This is a genomic window from Aminobacter sp. P4_H6_2 (assembly GCF_056400805.1).
Genome location: NZ_JBFUKO010000061.1, coordinates 1 through 16,301, shown reverse-complemented (window position 1 = coordinate 16,301; position 16,301 = coordinate 1). Strand labels below are relative to the sequence as shown.

Sequence of the window (16,301 nt, the reverse complement as noted above, 5' to 3'; positions counted from 1 at the left end):
GCCCTCCTTTAACGTCACGCTCGTAGGCTTTGGCCAGCGACCAGGCCACACCACGCCCATCACGCACCACATGAATGACCCGTAAGTCTATCGTCGGAACAAGGGCCAGCGCCATCGCCCTTCCCGGCAGCTTCGAGGAATCGACGATCACCTTTTTGTTGGATTGCGACAACATCGCCTCGAAAAGGCGCCCGGTGTGATGAGCGTAGAATTCAAACTGCTTTCGATTTCCAAGTCCAGACGACAATTTCGCGTGCCCGAACAATCCCTCGATTTTTCGTTGGCACTCTTGATACTGGGGCATCAGCGACACGCGCTGACCTTCGCACCATTGTCGCAAGGCCGGACCCCAGAAGGTGCAGTCATGGACCGGCTGGCCGCACGCGCAGTATTCGTTCTTTCGCCAGACTTGCCGCGTCAGCGCCGTAACTTCTCCCCCGCCGAGCACCTGGGGATGCTGTCCCAAGGCGATATCAAGCACAGTCGTCCCACTGCGCCCGTAACCTGCGACATAGACAACGCGAACTGGTTGCGTCGCCGGCATACGCGCCCCCTGCCCCTAGGCTTAGGCTAGGCATCCTACCCGACTTCGCGTGCAGCATTCAATTCCGGACGACACCGGATTTTCCTGACTTGCTATCGGCAGACGAAGCCTGTGATTTGGCCTTTAGCATTTTTCAGGATCTGGACGCGTGGGGTTAATGTCATGGCATCGTTCAACCGACTGAACGCTCGACCTGTGCAATCCACCGCAGATGCGATGCAGGTGTTGCTCGGCCTCCATTTGCCGCGTCCAGCGCGATTTTATCAGCAGATGATGCTCATTCGCCTCGTCGAGGAGCGCCTGCTCGAGCTTTTCTCACAGGGGCTGTTGTTTGGCACCACGCACACGTCGAAGGGCCAGGAGGCCAATGCGGTGGGGGTGCTGAATGCGCTCGACCGGGACCGCGACGTCGTCTGGAGCAACCATCKCTGCCACGGCCATTTCATCGCCTATTCGGGTGAGATTGAAGGGCTGATCGCCGAGATCATGGGGCGCGTGAGCGGTGTTTGCGGCGGGCGCGGCGGCAGCCAGCATCTGTGTTTTCGCAATTTCCACTCCAACGGCATCCAGGGCGGCATAGCGCCAGTTGCAGTCGGAAGCGCATTGGCCATGAAGGAAGACGGTGCGATTGCCGTGGTATTTCTTGGCGACGGCACGATGGGCGAAGGCATTGTCTACGAAAGCCTCAACCTTGCTTCGGTGTTCGGCGCACCTGTGCTTTTTGTCGTCGAGGACAATGAGATCGCTCAAACCACGCCGAAACACCTTGCCGTCGCCGGGTCGATTGTCGGCCGCGCCGAACCATTCGGCGTGCGGAGCTTCGCTTACGATGGCAGCGACCCGATCGAGATCCATGCGCTTGCCATGAAAGCCGTCGAATATGTCCGCAAGGGCTCCCGCCCCGCCTGGCTTTATCTCCGCACCGAGCGGATCRGCCCCCACAGCAAGGGCGACGATACGCGCCCAGCCGAGCGTATCGAGCAAGCGAAAGCGCGCGATCCGATCCCCCCCATGCGTCGCCGCGTTCCCAACTTCGAAGAAATTGACGCGTTCTGCCGGGCCGCTGTCGACGATGCGGTGAAGCAGGCATCCTCGGCTGATTTGGCGCGGGCCTAGTCCATGCGTGTCGTCGAGTCGATCAATCGCGCGCTTCACGACCTGATGAGTGCCGACCCCAACCTGATTATCCTGGGGGAGGACATCATCGATCCCTACGGCGGCGCGTTCAAAGCCACAAAGGGGCTGTCATCAGCCTATCCGGATCGCGTCTGGACCACGCCCATCAGCGAGGCAGGTCTGGTGGGCGTGGCTGTCGGACTGGCGCTCAAGGGAAAGCCTGCCATTGCCGAACTGATGTTCGGAGATTTCATGGCACTTGCTGCTGATCAGTTGATCAACCACGCAGCGAAATTCCCGTGGATGTACAACGATCAGGTCGAGGTGCCTTTGATCGTGCGCGCTCCCATGGGCGGAAGGCGCGGTTATGGCCCAACGCATTCGCAGAGCCTCGAAAAGCACTTTTGTGGTGTTCCCGGCCTGACGGTCCTTGCCGTGCACGAGTACGCCGATCCGGCGGCACTGCTGCATCGTGCATTTTCCGCACGGTCACCGCATCTGATCATTGAAAACAAGGTGATGTATGCAAGGCCCGTGCATGGCGCGGCAGCGCTGCCGAGCCCGCTCAATCCCGACGTGGCGATCATCACTTACGGCGGCTGCCTGGAACAGGCCGTAGCTGCAGCACACCGTCTCGCCGAGGAAGACGAAATCGTGGCAAAGGTCGTCGCGGTCGAGCAGCTCTCTCCATTTCCCGAACAGGCAGTGCGAAACGCTGTTCGCGGTTGCGCATGCGTGGTGACCGTTGAAGAAGACTCGCCAGGCTGGGGCTTCGGGTCGGAATGCGCGCATAGCCTGATTGGCCATATCAAGCATTTCAGAGCCCTGACGGGCCCCGATCATCCGATCCCGTCCAGCCGGGAATGGGAGAACGATGTTCTGCCCGGATCGGCCGCCATCCGTGCAGCTTGCCTTGAATTGTTTGAGAAAGACTGACGGCCCATGAACCTGTCCATCGAAACTCCCCGCGTTAACGCCAACGAGGATCATCTCCAAGTCATCGATATCAAGGTTGTCGAGGGGCAGCGAGTTGAGCAAGGCGACATCTTGCTCGTTCTCGAAACCACCAAGGCTGCCATCGAAGTCGAGGCGCCACAGGCCGGTATGATAGGTAGGCTCCAAGTCCAGGTCGGCGCGTTTGTCGAAGTCGGCACTGTCTTGTGCCAGATCGTTGATGCGACCGAGGACGTGGAAGCAACAGATCCTGAAGTCATAAAGTTAGAGACCAAGGAGATCACGATAACGGCCAAAGCGCGCAAGGTCGCGGACGAGATCGGCATCGATCTTGCCCATGTCAGCCCCGCCAACGGCCGTATCGGCGAGGCGGAAGTGCGCGCAGCCGCAATCGGAATGGGTCGTCCAAGTCCCGCACCGCGCCAAGCGCCCGATTGCTCGCGCGATATGCGGCGCGCCTTGATCATAGGCGGCGGCGGGCACGCAGCCTGCCTGATCGATGCGCTCAGCAACTCTGGATACGACATCGTCGGCTGCATCGATCAGGCACTGCCGGTTGGCCATTCCGTCTGCGGTGGAATTTCGGTTGTTGGCAAGGAAGACCTACTGGAGCCCTTGTTTTCGGCGGGCACACTTTATGCCTTCATCGGAATTGGCGGCTCAGAGTCGAACGAGACCAGGCGCATGATGTTCGAGCGCGCCACCACGATGGGCTTCATGTTACCGCCGGTGGTTCATCCCTCAGCGGTGATATCGATCGGAACGCATATCGGGCGCGGCTGCCATATTCTCGCGGGCGCTACGATCGGGCCGCGGTGCACGATCGGAGGCAACGTCATCGTCAACCAGGGCAGCATCGTCTGCCACGACAGCATCGTGGACGACCACGTGCATTTAACACCGGGCGCTATCCTTGCGGGCGGTGTCAGCGTTGGTTCCATGACGGTCGTGGGCATGGGCGCGACCGTGCTATTGGGCGTAAAGATCGGTAAAAATGTCCTGATCCACAATGGCTCGGCCGTTGCCAGCGACGTAGCTGACAATACCCTTGTCGATGCCCACGGACGGCGACAGAAGCGCCAGCCAAGCTCGCTCTGAGTTCCATGTGCGCTGGCGCGCCCCATCGACTGCAGATCAACGAACTCGTCCTAGACTTACCCTAAGAATGTCCAGAGAAACGGGGCAATTCCGGTCGACCGGTCCGACGAGTTTGCCTTCGGCTGATTGCGGTCTGGGCGAGAACCAGCAGCGCTTTCTTGAGCCTTGGTCTCGCTAGCTTTGGGGTGCGATTGGCCAGAGCCCATAAAGATGGGCATAGTTGCATGCCCGGGCGCGCTCACATCCCTCACCTTGAACACAGCAATACATGTCGCCGCAAGGATCTTCAGATCCAGCCAAAAACTTCTGTTGTCGACATACCAGACATCGAGCGCCAACCGTTTATCCCATTCGAGAGAGTTGCGGCCATTCACCTGGGCTAGGCCGGTGATGCCGGGCAAGATGTCGTGTCGACGCGTCTGCTCGGGCGAGTAGCGTCCCAGATACTCCATCAGCAAGGGACGCGGCCCGACCAGGCTCATTTCGCCGCGCAGCACATTGATGAGGGAAGGCAGTTCGTCGAGGCTGGTTTTCCGCAGCAACTTGCCAAAACGGGCCAATCTGACGCCATCCGGCAGAAGATTACCGGCCAGGTCCCGTGCTTCCACCATGGTTCTGAATTTGAATATTGTAAATGGTTTGCCGTGAAGCCCAGGGCGTCGTTGCAAAAACAAAATCGGCCTCCCCAAGACGGCAAGAACAGCGATGGCGATCAAAATGATAAGCCAGGACAGCGCAATGAGAAGTGATGTCGCAACAATAAAATCAAATCCGCGCTTAAGCATCATTCTTTACCTTCACCGCCCTAACTTGCGGCTTAGCCACAAATGGAAATTTCTCGACTCGCTTTGCCGCGCTGGCGGGTTCGAAGCCGATGGATTCAAATGGGATTCTAACTCAATATTCTAACAGAGCCTTCAGACAGCAAAACGAGTTTTTTCCTGACCAGCTGACACTGGAACTGTCTTGGCCCGGTAGAGCAGCGACGCTGCCATTTGGGGTCGCGCGCGCGAAGCGCGAGCTGGCCGCCGCATTGGGGAAAAACCTGTCGTCACGATAACCTGGCCAAGAGGTATTTTCTCTCGTAACGAAGCATCCTCGGGCTGAGTATGTCGGACTACGCCGTGGCGGGTTCGGCATGGCAAGTTTCCCCGACGGAGAAAAGGTCATCTAGATATGGTCGTCAACAAGCAGCCGAAGGCCTTACTTTCGACCGAGCTCGCGGCGGCACCCAGACGGCACGAGGCAACGTCCAGATATGCGCGCGAACGACCGCAAGGCCACGCTCATGACCTTGGATGACGTCGATTTCCTGATCATCGGGGCCACCAAGAGCGCAACGACCTGGCTGCAGAAGTCGCTCCAGACAGATCACCAGGTCGGCATGCCGGAACCGGAACTCCACTATTTCAGCCGGAAATTCGATCGAGGCGACGACTGGTACCTTGCCCAGTTCCCGCAAAATGCGGACGGCCTTGTTGCTGGCGAGAAATCCAACTCCTACCTCGAAAGCGCCGAGGCGGCGGGTTTGATATCCAGAAAGTTGCCGAAGGTGAAGCTGGTGGCCCAGCTTCGCAATCCCGTCGAGCGTGCGTATTCGGACTACTGCATGATGTATCGGCGCGGGGAGATCGGTCGCGATGTCGCGTGTTACCTCGACCCGCGTAGACCCCAGAATACCCGCCTCATTAGCGCCGGCCTGTACCATAAGCAGTTGCGGCCCTTCTATGATCGCTTTCCTTCCGATCAGATCCTTGTAACTTTTTTCGAGGTGATGAAGCTCCGGCCGCAAGATCACCTCGGCGCCGTGAGGGAATTCCTTGGCCTCGCATCTGGAGGTAYGGTCGCCTGCATCCAGACTAAAATAAAGGACAAGACCACCCCTATGGTGGGCCCCAGGGTGCGCCGGGCCCTCCGGCCGATAAAGCCTCTTGCAGCTCTGTTTCGCGACACCGCGTATTTCCGCAAGGTTCATGCAATGCTCAGCCGCGAGACTCGATACGCTCCGCTGCCTGCGGGCGTACGAGAGCGGCTGGTCGACTATTATGCCCCCGATGTCGAGGCCTTAGGGCGCATGATCGGAAGGGACTTGTCCGCCTGGCTGGCAGACAGTCCCGCTTCGCCGGAGGGCGGAGCTGAGAGCGACTGACGCGAAGGGCAAAAAACCCGCAACTGCGTAAAATCGGAACCACTCAAGGGTTTAACTGACACATCCCGCGCGTCGTGCACCTTTCCAACACCTTTCCAACAATTGACAGCCACCACAAGATACAACGCCGGACCCGGAGTTGAAACCGCGCGGCTGCAACCGCTCTCCGCCCACGCATCAGCTCCAAGGGTCGCTCCTCGCGTGGGTCCGAGAAATCAAGTGCCATGCGGCACCAGCGGGGGGGGTTCACATGAGACACAACCATATCGCTGCGAAAACAGCGCAATTGCGAGACTTAGGCGCAAACGCCAACGGAGAAACTAATACGCCTCAGCCCAATAGCCCGTTACTTGTAACCGTGGCAGCTTCGCTGACTAAGAAATCCCCCTACCTGCGCGCGCGATCGCGGATCTCTTCTGCGGTGAAGTCAACCATAAGCAATCGATATCTCTACGCAGTCGATCTTTCGCTTAGCGCGCTGGCGCTGATGCTGGCGGCGTGGCTCCGTTTCGGCCCGCAAATGTTCCTTACCGACGCCCGCGCGGCCAAAGCGCTCGCGATTCTGACTGCGGTGTTTGTGGTCATCTGCGCTGTAACCTTTCCCGCTGCAGGCCTGTACAAGCGCAAGTGGAAATATGCCTCCATTCCCGATTATGTCGTCCTCGTGCAGGCGATCCTGATCGCCTCGATGGTCCTCATGACGTTCGTCTTTTTGTATTCGCGTTTCGCCATCATTCCGCATTCCATCATCGCAATCGAGATCATGGCGCTGGTATCGTTGCTGGCTGCCGTCAGGCTTAGCTTCCGGCAGGAAGACTTCAGGACCCTGATCGGTGCCCTGCATTGGGCGCCGGCCGATCTCAACCCGCGCATCCCAGTGCTGCTTGTCGGCGCGGGCCACGAGGCCGACCTCTATTTGCGTGCGCTGCAGCGCGACTCGACATCGACGCACGAACCGGTGGGGTTCCTCAACAATTCTCCTGACGAGACCGGGTCGATGATGCGCGGCGTCGCGGTGCTGGGCTCGACAGATGAATTCGACGCCGTCGTGGCCGAACTTGACGGCCGAGGCCAGCGGCCTCGCCACCTCATCTTCACAGCACCGCTTTCTTCATTTGAGAGCGGCGAAGCGGAGCGGCTGATCGCCTGCGCCGACCGGTTGGGCATGGCCGTTTCACGGCTGAATCCCGCGACAGAATTGCGAAATCCCCGAGTTGCCACCGAGTTCGAACTGCGGCCTATCGAGCTCACCGACCTGCTGGAGAGGCCGCAGGCTGCGCTCGATGTCGCCGCCATGCAGCGTTTTATCGGCGGCCGCCGCGTCATGATCACTGGCGCCGGCGGCTCGATCGGTAGCGAACTGGCTAGACAGGTAGCAAGGCTCGCGCCATCACGGCTGGTTCTTGTCGATAGCAGCGAGTTCAACCTCTACTCGATCGACCTTGATCTTGCGGAAAATTTCCCCGCCATAGAGCGTTCGGTGCATTTGTGCGACGTGCGCGACAAACGTCGTGTCGAAGGGGTGTTCGCGCAGCACAGGCCGGAACTCGTATTCCACGCCGCCGCCCTCAAGCATGTGCCGATGGTCGAGCTTAACCCCTGCGAAGGCGTGCTCACCAACGTGTTCGGCACGATGAACATCGCCGAGGCGGTGAAGCGCTGGGGCGCGCTCGGCATGGTGCAGATTTCCACAGACAAGGTGGTAAACTCACCCAACGTGATGGGGTCCACGAAGCGGCTTGCCGAACTCTATTGCCAGTCACTCGACCTGGAAGGAGCGACCGACGCTGCCTCTCCGCGTTTCATGACCGTGCGCTTCGGTAATGTGCTTGGTTCCAGTGGGTCGCTGATCCCGTTGTTCAAGCGGCAACTTGCACGTGGCGGGCCACTGACCGTCACGCACCCTGAGATGATGCGCTTTTTCATGACCATTCGCGAGGCCGTCGAACTGACGCTTCAGGCGTCGGCCTATGGTCTCGAGAAGAAGTTGGGAAGCGGCGAAATCTTCGTTCTCGACATGGGCGAGCCGATCAAGATCATCGACATCGCACGGCGGATGATCCGCCTGGCCGGCTTCGTGCCCGATCAGGACGTGCACATCCAGATCGTCGGCTGCCGTCCCGGAGAAAAGCTGTTCGAAGAGCTTTTTGACGTCTCCGAGAAGCGGGTCAATCCGCCTGTCCCTGGAGTCATGGGGGCAGTGCCGACGCCAGTGCCACTGTCCGTACTTTATGAAGGCTTCGAGCGCCTGCGTTCGGCGGCAATGGAAGGCGATACCAAGTCTGCTTTTGAAACGATGAGCTTCATCCTGTCGCAGAGCGATGGACGCAATAATGGGCTGACACCATGATTCCCACAATGCCTCCCTCCTCGATCACACAGCAAACGCACCCCACCATCAAACAGAGCCATCTCGACCGGCTGGAAGCCGAGGCCATTCACATTTTCCGGGAAGTCGCGGCAACGTTTTCGAAGCCGGTGATGCTGTATTCGGTCGGCAAGGATTCTTCGGTCCTGCTGCATCTGGCGATGAAAGCCTTCTATCCGGCAAAGCCGCCGTTTCCGTTTCTCCATGTCGACACGACCTGGAAATTTCGCGAAATGATCGCGTTTCGCGACGCCATGGTGACCAGGCATGGCTTCGATCTCCTGGTTCATATCAACGAGGATGGCGTTCGCGAGGGCATCAATCCCTTCGTTCACGGTTCCAACACCCATACGCACGTGATGAAGACGGTCGCGCTAAGGCAGGCGCTCGACAAATACCGCTTTGATGCCGCGTTTGGCGGGGCCCGCCGCGACGAGGAAAAATCCCGAGCCAAGGAACGCATCTTCTCCTTTCGCAATACCAATCACGCCTGGGACCCCAAGAACCAGCGGCCGGAAATGTGGAAGATCTACAACACGCGAGTCGCGCCGGGTGAATCGATCCGCGTCTTTCCGCTGTCGAATTGGACCGAACTCGATATCTGGCAATACATCCTGCAGGAAGAAATCCCGATCGTACCACTCTATTTCGCCAAGCGGCGGCCGGTCGTCGAGCGCGACGGCATGTTGATCCTGCGCGACGACGAGCGCATGAAATTGCTGCCGGGCGAAACCGTCGAGCATCGTCTCGTTCGCTTCCGCACGCTCGGCTGCTATCCGCTGACCGGCGCCATTGAATCGGACGCTTGCGACCTCCAAGCCATCGTCATGGAAATGCTCACCGCACGGACTTCCGAGCGTCAAGGCCGTCTCATCGACAAGGACGAGACCGGTTCAATGGAGAAGAAAAAACGCGAGGGCTATTTCTGATGACGAGGCACGACCTTCCCGTTTCCGCCGCGCGTTTCGACTATGGCGACTTCATAACGGACCAAAACGAAAAGTCGCTGTTGCGGTTTTTGACCTGCGGCTCGGTCGACGACGGCAAGTCAACGCTGATCGGCCGCCTGCTCTACGACACCAAGCTGATTTTCGAGGATCAGCTTGCCGCGCTGGAAAGGGATTCTAGCAAACATGGCACCAATGGTGCCGACATCGACTTCGCGCTTTTGGTCGATGGCCTGGAGGCCGAGCGGGAGCAAGGCATCACCATTGACGTCGCCCACCGCTTCTTCGCGACGCCCAAACGCAAGTTCATCGTCGCCGACACCCCCGGCCACGAACAATATACCCGCAACATGGCAACCGGCGCTTCGACCGCCGATCTGGCCATTGTGCTGGTCGATGCCCGCCGGGGCATTCTGCAACAGACCCGCCGCCACTCCATCATCGCTTCGCTGCTCGGCATCCGTCACGTAGCTCTTGCCGTGAACAAGTTCGATCTGGTCAATTTCGACCGGGAGGTTTTCGAGCGCATCTCAGCTGAATATCGTGACTTTGCGTTCAGTCTCGGCTTCCAGTCGATCGAGCCGATCCCGATGTCGGCACGCTATGGCGACAACGTCACCCGGCCGTCGGATGTAATGCGCTGGTATTCGGGCCCGACGCTGCTCGAACACCTCGAGGCGATTGCGATAGACGGCGACGCGGTGGACAAGCCGTTCCGTCTGCCAGTCCAGTATGTGAACCACCCCAACCAGGATTTTCGCGGCTTCTCGGGCACCATGGCGTCGGGATTTGTCAGCACTGGCCAGACCGTAGTTGCAGCGAAGTCGGGGCGCTGCTCGCGCGTGAAGCGAATCCTCGTCGGTACAGCGGATAGTCCGCTGGCAATCGCCGGCCAGTCGGTCACCCTTTTGCTGGAGGACGAGATCGAGATCTCGCGCGGCGACGTGCTGTCCACCGTCGATGTACGCCCCGAAGTGGCGGACCAGTTCCAGGCTACAATCGTCTGGTTCGACGACAAGCCGCTGCTGCCCGGCCGGCCTTACATTCTACGCACGGAGACCGACCAGGCARGAGTGACGGTGACTGCGCTGAAACATCGGATCAACGTGACGAGCTTTGCCAAAGAAGCCGCAGCACATCTCGACATGAACGAGATCGGCGTATGCGATCTCTCTGTCCAGGCGCCAATCGCTTTCGACCRCTACAGCGACAACCGTGTCACCGGCGCGTTCATCCTCGTCGACCGCATGACCAACGCCACCGTGGGTGCTGGCATGATCAGCCATCCGTTGCGGCGCGCGCGCAACATCCACTGGCAGATGCTCGACATCGACCGCAGCCAGCGCGCGGCGCAAAAGTTTCAAAAGCCAGCCGTACTGTGGTTCACTGGCCTGTCGGGATCGGGCAAGTCGACAATTGCCAACCTGCTTGAGAAAAAACTGAACGCGGCTGGCCGGCACACCTATCTGCTCGACGGCGACAACATCCGCCACGGGCTCAACCGGGATTTGGGTTTCACCGAGGAGGACCGGGTCGAAAACATTCGCCGCGTGGTCGAAGTCGCCCGGCTGATGGCCGATGCCGGGCTGATCGTGCTCGTGTCCTTCATTTCGCCATTCCGCGCCGAACGACAGATGGCACGCGAACGGATGGAAGAGGGTGAATTCGTCGAAATATTCGTCGACACGCCATTCGAGGAATGCGCAAGGCGCGATCCGAAGGGGCTTTATGCGAGGGCCCTGAATGGCACGATCAAGAATTTCACTGGTCTCGATTCGCCCTACGAACCTCCCGAGAACCCGGAACTCCATCTTCAAACACTCGGCAGAAACGCTGAGGAGATGTTGGATGAACTGGAGAATTGGCTCGATGAGCACAGTATGGTTCGCTGCTTCAACCCTAGCGGACAGGAACCCGGCCCTCGGGAGTCGACGGGCGAGCACTCCACGACTCGAACTTAGCAATCTGGAGCGCCCGTGCACGGCGACCGGCAATCCCTTGCCGATGCCGTACAGGAGGAGGAGGAGGTTGCGATATTCGCGTGACGCCTCCCAACTGTCCGCCGAGGCTGATTGACTCCCGCACGTCCGCAGCCTGCGTAGCGACGTCGACGCTCCAGCAGCTTCTTGTACGACTTCTCCAGGCCCTGCACGTGGATCGCCGGCCCCAGGACCTGATTGGGTGTCATCTGAATATCCGTTCTCTCGTTACTGTTCGTTGCCCGCGACCCGATCAATGGCGTCGGTCAGCTGTTCCCGCTCCTTGTTGGTCCCCTGACCCTACGAGTAGTTCATGAGAAACGTCTCCGCGAACTCCAGGGGTTCTCCCCGACGATCTCGCGGATCGGGGTTCCGTTCGCGGCGCTCTGCTCGAATGGATCTGCAAGATCCTCCAGCATCGAAAACAGGGTGTCCCCTTTCGTTATCGCCCCAAAGTATATCAGGTACTGATTCAGCGCATCGATCGCCGTGCCATAGTTCGCGGGAAGCCCTTCCGTGCGCGCCTTGTACTGCAGGTAGCGCTTCTTCTGCTCGAGGGACCCTGTGATCTGCTCGATCCATCCTGTGGCCATGTCTAATACCTCCTTCGCGGAGCTGTTCGAGCTATCTCCGCCATGGCAGGCCCGTCCGGCGGCACTTTGCCTGTGCGAATTTACACCCCGCTCATTTCGCACCTGAACAGCGCTTTACCCCTTCTCCATCATCACCCGTGTCCGCCGCTTGATCTCAACGGCATTCACAAACGCTATGGAGACGCCCGATGAACGGTCGAAACGCCGGCTTGCCGCCACGCTTTCTGCGCACCAAGGAAGCGGCCAATTTCCTCAGCCTCTCCGCCCGCACCCTCGAAAAGCATCGCACCTACGGAACCGGCCCCGCCTATCGCAAGCTTGGCGGCCGCGTCGTCTACGCCATCGACGATCTCGAAGCCTGGGCCGATCGCGGCGCGGTGACGTCCACCTCCGATCCGCGCGGTACTGTCCTTCCCGCCAAGCGCTATCCGACAACGCCTCCGGCGCATGCCGGTCGATACGCCCGCTGATTGCGCGGCGGTTCTCTTTTGTCGGGTCGGACTCGCCCACAGTCGGAACGCGGACAGCTCGATCTGTTCCATGCGCTTCCAGGCAACTTCGCGCCCCGCGATGCGCAGGACCTCATGGCCTATCCATTCTTCTCTCTCGCAAAATCGAAACGCGTCACGCCCATCGACTTCAAGGCTGGCGACGAGACCATCCGAGTCGAGGCCGTGCCGGATCATGGCATGGCCACGATCTGGGACGCCGACATCCTGATCTGGGCCGCCAGCCAGATCGTCAATGCTCGCGACGCTGGCTTGCGCACCTCGCGCCTGATGGCGACCACACCTTACGAAATCCTGACCTTCACCAGCCGGGGCGTCGGCGCGCGCGATTACCAACGGCTGAAAGCCGCGCTCGATAGGCTCCAGTCCACAACGGTCGCGACCTCCATTCGCCAGCCGGCGGAAGGCCGCCGCCATCGCTTCTCCTGGATCAATGAATGGCAGGAGCGCACTGATCGCGAGGGACGGCCCGTCGGCATCGAGCTGATCCTGCCCGACTGGTTCTATCGCGCCGTCCTCGATGACGCGCTCGTGCTGACCATCGACCCGGCGTATTTCGATCTGACCGGCGGCCTCGAGCGCTGGCTCTACCGGATCGTGCGCAAGCACGGCGGACGGCAGTCCTTCGGATGGAGCTTCGACTTCGCGCGTTTGCATCAGAAGTCCGGCAGTCTCTCGCCGCTCAAGCACTTCGTCTACGACCTGCGTGACATCGTACGCCGGCAGCCCCTGCCCGGCTATCGCCTCGCCATCGCGCGCCAGGCCAATGGCCCAGACGTCCTCACCTTCGTCGGTTCCGATCCGACTTTTTTCACCCCGCCGCGCCCGCGACGGAAGCCGTCAACGCGCTTTGGGGAAAAGCTGTGAATTCACTCGTGCTATCGGGGACCGCCCCTATCGTGCCATCGGGGACCCGATCCTCGTGCTATCGAGGACCGGAATCGACGATTCATCGTCCCGATTCAAAGCCTTGCGGCCGCCGTAACTTATCTAACCCAGATTCCTTCGGAATCTTTCTAACGGACCCGCGTCTTGGCTGGCTTGGGGATAACATCGCCAAGCCAGCGAAGAGCGGCCCATGCGGCCGGTTTCACCGCGCGGCCCACCGTCGACATCACGCCGGATCTGCGCGGTCGCATCCAGATCGCCGCGTACAAGCGCGGCATCCCATCACCGACATGCCTCCCGACCTGGTCGCGCGCGAATTCAACGCAACATCAGGAGACAAAACATGAACTACATCGCAGCCTCCCGCATGCGCGGCGGCCCGACGCTGGCCGCGCTCCCAGTCAACAACCTCATCCATGTCGAACTGACCTGGATCGAAAAGAAGATCGAGCACTGGATTCGCTTCGGCGCGTCCGCTCATGAACAGATCCTCGACCGCCGCCGTCGCATCCTCTCCTTCCGGCCCGGCACCGTCTTCGCCTTCGTGCGCTGGGCCTCGAACGACTTCGGCACAATCATCTCGCGCATCGACATCGTGCGCGCCGTGACACGCGGCGAAGCCTACCAGACGCTACCCTTCGTGCGCCCCGGCGGCGACATCCTGCTCAAGATCGAGAGCTGGCCTAAGGTCGAGCGCGTGCTGCAGGCGATCGACGCCATCGAGCAGCTCGGCATCGATCCAGAAGCGGTCTCCCCGGACTATTGGCGGCAAGCCCACAACCGCGTGACCGCCGGACAGGAGCCGCGCACCTATTCACTCGAACAGCATCGCGCGTTCCTTCTGCGCCGGAGGGCGGAGCCATGAGCCGCATCGCCATCGTCCTCTCGACGGTGTTCGTGACGATGGGCGTCGGCTATCCGGCACTCACGCCGATGCCGATCAAGCTCATTTGGAACGCCTCGCCCAGCGTGCCGATCGGGCTCTATGAGATCGACTTCGACGGTCCGTTCGAAGTCACCGATCTTGTTGCCGTCGACGCACTCGAACCTCTCGCGACGTTCCTCGCCGAGCGCAGCTATCTGCCCAAGGGCGTACCGCTCCTCAAGCGCGTTCGCGCGGTTTCCGGCCAAACCGTCTGCCGCAACAACCTTGCCATCACCATTGACGCCATCGAGGCCGGCTCCGCACTCGAGCGCGATCGCACCGGCCGCGAGCTGCCTGTCTGGCAGGGCTGCCAGCACATTCCGAACGGCGAAATCTTCCTCATGAACTGGCAGGTCCGCGACAGCCTAGACGGTCGCTACTTCGGCCTCACCTCCACTGACCAGATCATCGGCCGCGCCGTCCCGCTGTGGACCGACGAGGAAGGCGACGGTCGCTTCGAATGGCGCGCACCCATGCGGTGAGCGCGCAACAGGCGACGCTTCGCCGCGCCGTCCTCAGCATCACCGCAACAACAGAAAGGACCCATATCGTGGCTCAGATCGGACAGTTTACGCGCGAGGTGACAGGCTTTGTCGGACGCGTTCACACCCTCACCTTCCACCTTGAACTCGCTATCGTCTCGGTCGATCCGGGCGACACCGAGAATGCGCCCGACTACCGCATCCATCGCGGATCGGAGGATGGACCGGAGGTCGGTGCGGGCTGGACGCGCACGAGCGACAAGGCAGGCGAATACATCTCGTTGCAGCTCGACGATCCGACCTTCGACGAGCCGATCCGCGCGCGCCTGTTCCAGAACGGCGACGACGCCTCCTCCTGGTCGCTGCATTGGAACCGCCCGCGTGAGCGCGGCGAGAAAGCGTAAGCAATGCAGTTTCCGGGCATGTCATCACCGCAGCGGCGGCGGCACAAGCTGTGCCGTCGGCTGGCAGATGGAAGGCGGCGCGTTAGCCCGCGCCTTGCGCTTCTTCTCCTTTTCGGCCTTCTCCTCCATGCTTGCGCGACCGGCACTGCTCTTGCCGAGCCAGTCGCTGCACTACAACCGTCACAGACCGATCCCTATGCCGCTCACATCGCCGATGCCTCGAGGCGTTTCGGCGTTCCGGTCGCCTGGATACGCGCCGTCATGCGCACGGAGAGCGCAGGCGACCAACATGCCGTCTCTGGTGCCGGAGCGCGCGGCCTGATGCAGATCATGCCCGACACATGGGAGGAATTGCGCACGCGTCTGTCACTAGGTCGCGATCCCTTCGATCCACGCGACAACATTCTGGCGGGCACCGCCTATCTGCGCGAGATGCACGACCGCTTCGGTTCGCCGGGGTTCCTCGCAGCCTACAATGCGGGGCCGGCGCGCTACGAAGGCTATCTTGCAGGGCGTCCATTGCCCACGGAGACCCGCGCCTATGTCGCGACGCTCGCCCCTCTTATCGGTGGAGGTTCGCTGACAGATTCAGCGCCGAGACCCGCTGCGTCGATCACGGCGGAATCTCTAGCATGGCGTCGCTCATCGCTCTTCGTTCCGACCGCCGTTGGCATCGTCGCCGCAGAGCAGACGCAATCCGACAGCGACAAACCCGCAACGGTGGAGAGTGCCAGCGTGCGCGATGTCTCCGCCACCACACCGCGCTCGAACGGCCTCTTTGCCGTGCGTATCAGCGCAGGAAGCCCGCAATGACGGTTTTCGTGGCGTGGCGCGAACTTGCGTATCCCCGGAGAGGATGTGCGGCACGGTGGGGTGGCGCAGGGAAACACGGTAAGCGTCCGGGGGCTGCACGTGATGTCAGGCATTGACAGGATTTGCCGCTTTCCAGGCCCACGGCAGGAGGTCGTCGAGGCTGTTGACGGGATGTCCGTCAAGCATGCGCTGAAGTACGTCGGCGAGATAGGCGTAGGGCTCGACGCCGTTGAGCTTGGCGGTCTCGACCAGCGAACAGACGATCGCCCAGCGGCCGCCTCCCCCGTCCGACGGGACCTCATGATGCCCGGATTCTAGGGCATGAGGTGGAGGTCGCCTATCCGTTCCACCCGCTGTTCCGGCGGCCCGCGATCGTGATTGCAGATCAGTTCCACAACGGCAGTCGTCATTTGACCCTGCGCTCAGGCGAGTGCCCATCCTTCCTGGTTCCCGCATGGATGCTTGATCCAGCGGTCGCATCGGTCAAAACCACTGACGTTCCGCGCATTTCGGTTGCCCGACTTTTAGATCT

At 60.6% G+C, this 16,301-nt stretch carries 15 protein-coding genes and 3 pseudogenes; 14 read left to right on the top strand and 4 right to left on the bottom strand.

Going from position 1 to position 16,301, the window contains the following annotated elements; genetic code table 11:
• Positions 1–544 (bottom strand): annotated as a pseudogene (locus AC1DUU_RS07685) (sulfotransferase family protein); the annotation flags it as partial.
• Between the two features lie 270 nt (positions 545–814).
• Between AC1DUU_RS07685 and AC1DUU_RS07680 the strand changes: the two are divergent.
• The 3 genes from AC1DUU_RS07680 to AC1DUU_RS07670 are packed head-to-tail and all read left to right on the top strand — an operon-like array spanning position 815 to position 3,712.
• Positions 815–1,660, top strand: coding sequence for a thiamine pyrophosphate-dependent dehydrogenase E1 component subunit alpha (locus AC1DUU_RS07680; RefSeq protein WP_476782825.1), 846 nt, complete (start codon positions 815–817; stop codon positions 1,658–1,660).
• Positions 1,661–1,663: 3 nt separating this feature from the next.
• Complete coding sequence (locus tag AC1DUU_RS07675; RefSeq protein WP_476782824.1) at positions 1,664–2,596, top strand: alpha-ketoacid dehydrogenase subunit beta; 933 nt, start codon at positions 1,664–1,666, stop codon at positions 2,594–2,596.
• Positions 2,597–2,602: 6 nt separating this feature from the next.
• Positions 2,603–3,712 carry a NeuD/PglB/VioB family sugar acetyltransferase gene (locus AC1DUU_RS07670; RefSeq protein ID WP_476782823.1) on the top strand — a complete coding sequence of 370 codons (1,110 nt, stop codon included), beginning with the start codon at positions 2,603–2,605 and terminating at the stop codon, positions 3,710–3,712.
• 56 nt (positions 3,713–3,768) lie between these two features.
• Here the strand turns inward: AC1DUU_RS07670 and AC1DUU_RS07665 are convergent, their stop codons facing one another.
• A complete protein-coding gene (locus AC1DUU_RS07665; protein ID WP_476782822.1) occupies positions 3,769–4,500 on the bottom strand; it encodes a sugar transferase in 732 nt (243 codons plus the stop codon).
• 470 nt (positions 4,501–4,970) lie between these two features.
• Between AC1DUU_RS07665 and AC1DUU_RS07660 the strand changes: the two genes are divergently transcribed.
• From AC1DUU_RS07660 to cysN, 4 genes are all read left to right on the top strand, one after another.
• Positions 4,971–5,861 carry a sulfotransferase family protein gene (locus tag AC1DUU_RS07660; protein WP_476782821.1) on the top strand — a complete coding sequence of 297 codons (891 nt, stop codon included), beginning with the start codon at positions 4,971–4,973 and terminating at the stop codon, positions 5,859–5,861.
• 139 nt (positions 5,862–6,000) lie between these two features.
• Complete coding sequence (locus tag AC1DUU_RS07655) at positions 6,001–8,211, top strand: polysaccharide biosynthesis protein (protein ID WP_476782820.1); 2,211 nt, start codon at positions 6,001–6,003, stop codon at positions 8,209–8,211.
• A gap of 8 nt (positions 8,212–8,219) precedes the next feature.
• Positions 8,220–9,158, top strand: coding sequence for a sulfate adenylyltransferase subunit CysD (cysD, locus tag AC1DUU_RS07650; RefSeq protein ID WP_476782819.1), 939 nt, complete (start codon positions 8,220–8,222; stop codon positions 9,156–9,158).
• Positions 9,158–11,137, top strand: coding sequence for a sulfate adenylyltransferase subunit CysN (cysN, locus tag AC1DUU_RS07645; RefSeq protein WP_476782818.1), 1,980 nt, complete (start codon positions 9,158–9,160; stop codon positions 11,135–11,137). The genes cysD and cysN overlap by 1 nt, the downstream gene beginning before the upstream one ends.
• Positions 11,138–11,466: 329 nt before the next feature.
• On the opposite strand, the gene AC1DUU_RS07640 is transcribed toward cysN, so the two are convergent.
• Entirely contained in the window at positions 11,467–11,748 is a 282-nt protein-coding gene (locus AC1DUU_RS07640; RefSeq protein ID WP_476782817.1) for a DUF1048 domain-containing protein, read from the bottom strand.
• 188 nt (positions 11,749–11,936) lie between these two features.
• Here AC1DUU_RS07640 and AC1DUU_RS07635 point away from each other — a divergent pair, with 188 nt between their 5' ends.
• The 6 genes from AC1DUU_RS07635 (at position 11,937) to AC1DUU_RS07610 (ending at position 15,769) form a co-directional block, all read left to right on the top strand.
• Complete coding sequence (locus tag AC1DUU_RS07635) at positions 11,937–12,218, top strand: helix-turn-helix transcriptional regulator (protein ID WP_476782816.1); 282 nt, start codon at positions 11,937–11,939, stop codon at positions 12,216–12,218.
• An 18-nt stretch (positions 12,219–12,236) separates the two neighbouring features.
• Entirely contained in the window at positions 12,237–13,124 is an 888-nt protein-coding gene (locus AC1DUU_RS07630) for a replication initiator protein A (protein WP_476782815.1), read from the top strand.
• A gap of 364 nt (positions 13,125–13,488) precedes the next feature.
• Entirely contained in the window at positions 13,489–14,010 is a 522-nt protein-coding gene (locus AC1DUU_RS07625) for a DUF2840 domain-containing protein (protein WP_476782814.1), read from the top strand.
• On the top strand, positions 14,007–14,552 hold the full coding sequence (locus AC1DUU_RS07620) for a S26 family signal peptidase (RefSeq protein WP_476782813.1): 546 nt from the start codon (positions 14,007–14,009) through the stop codon (positions 14,550–14,552). Before AC1DUU_RS07625 ends, AC1DUU_RS07620 begins: the two co-directional genes overlap by 4 nt.
• A 68-nt stretch (positions 14,553–14,620) precedes the next feature.
• The gene (locus tag AC1DUU_RS07615) at positions 14,621–14,956 is read left to right on the top strand and encodes a DUF736 domain-containing protein (RefSeq protein WP_476782812.1); all 336 of its coding nucleotides are present in this window, start codon (positions 14,621–14,623) and stop codon (positions 14,954–14,956) included.
• Between the two features lie 261 nt (positions 14,957–15,217).
• Complete coding sequence (locus tag AC1DUU_RS07610) at positions 15,218–15,769, top strand: lytic transglycosylase domain-containing protein (protein ID WP_476782811.1); 552 nt, start codon at positions 15,218–15,220, stop codon at positions 15,767–15,769.
• A 105-nt stretch (positions 15,770–15,874) separates the two neighbouring features.
• Here the strand turns inward: AC1DUU_RS07610 and AC1DUU_RS07605 are convergent.
• A pseudogene (locus tag AC1DUU_RS07605) lies at positions 15,875–16,060 on the bottom strand (transposase domain-containing protein); the annotation flags it as partial.
• 35 nt (positions 16,061–16,095) lie between these two features.
• Between AC1DUU_RS07605 and AC1DUU_RS07600 the strand changes: the two are divergent.
• Positions 16,096–16,301, top strand: a pseudogene (locus tag AC1DUU_RS07600) (hypothetical protein); the annotation flags it as partial.

Excerpts from the sequence above, each read along its gene's own strand:
- AC1DUU_RS07640 (WP_476782817.1), bottom strand. The coding sequence starts at position 11,748 with ATGGCCACAGGATGGATCGAGCAGATCACAGGGTCCCTCGAGCAGAAG.
- AC1DUU_RS07625 (WP_476782814.1), top strand. The coding sequence starts at position 13,489 with ATGAACTACATCGCAGCCTCCCGCATGCGCGGCGGCCCGACGCTGGCC.
- AC1DUU_RS07610 (WP_476782811.1), top strand. The coding sequence starts at position 15,218 with ATGCGCACGGAGAGCGCAGGCGACCAACATGCCGTCTCTGGTGCCGGA.
- AC1DUU_RS07620 (WP_476782813.1), top strand. The coding sequence starts at position 14,007 with ATGAGCCGCATCGCCATCGTCCTCTCGACGGTGTTCGTGACGATGGGC.
- AC1DUU_RS07665 (WP_476782822.1), bottom strand. The coding sequence starts at position 4,500 with ATGATGCTTAAGCGCGGATTTGATTTTATTGTTGCGACATCACTTCTC.
- AC1DUU_RS07635 (WP_476782816.1), top strand. The coding sequence starts at position 11,937 with ATGAACGGTCGAAACGCCGGCTTGCCGCCACGCTTTCTGCGCACCAAG.
- cysD (WP_476782819.1), top strand. The coding sequence starts at position 8,220 with ATGCCTCCCTCCTCGATCACACAGCAAACGCACCCCACCATCAAACAG.
- AC1DUU_RS07675 (WP_476782824.1), top strand. The coding sequence starts at position 1,664 with ATGCGTGTCGTCGAGTCGATCAATCGCGCGCTTCACGACCTGATGAGT.
- AC1DUU_RS07670 (WP_476782823.1), top strand. The coding sequence starts at position 2,603 with ATGAACCTGTCCATCGAAACTCCCCGCGTTAACGCCAACGAGGATCAT.